Here is a 576-nt window from a genome sequence, read left to right as displayed (position 1 = left end):
ATCAACGCAACCAGCAGCGTGGTACTTGGTGTGGGCGCAGGTCTACTTTCTGGCGTTGCCTTTGGTCTGTTAAACGGTTTTGTCATTGCTAAGTTGCAAATCAACGCACTGATCACCACTTTGGCGACTATGCAGATAGCACGAGGCTTGGGCTACATCATTTCAGATGGTAAAGCGGTGGGCATCACAGAAGAGAGCTTCTTTGCACTGGGTAACTCATCATTCATTGGTATCCCAACGCCGATTTGGTTGACGATCATTACCTTTGGAGTTTTTGCTTTCTTGCTGAATCGCACTGTTTATGGTCGTAACACGCTCGCGATTGGGGGCAACGAAGAAGCGGCTCGCTTAGCGGGTGTGAATGTCGTGAAAACTAAGATGATAATCTTCACCGTGTCTGGCTTTATCTCGGCATTGGCGGGGGTTATTTTGGCGGCGCGTATGACCAGTGGTCAGCCTATGACGTCTGTGGGCTTTGAATTGGTGGTTATCTCTGCCTGTGTCCTTGGTGGTGTGTCGCTAAAAGGTGGTATCGGTAAAGTCTCTTACGTGATTGCTGGCGTGCTGATTTTGGGT

General features: G+C 49.3%; 1 protein-coding gene. It reads left to right on the top strand.

Annotated elements, in window-relative coordinates:
* Positions 1-576 (top strand): ABC transporter permease subunit (locus R7O13_RS29245; protein WP_412125747.1); only part of this gene is annotated, 576 nt, incomplete at both ends.

Source organism: Vibrio sp. Y176 (assembly GCF_033438945.1).
The sequence above is the reverse complement of the archived record's forward strand: the minus strand, read 5'-3'. Positions and strand labels throughout refer to the sequence as shown.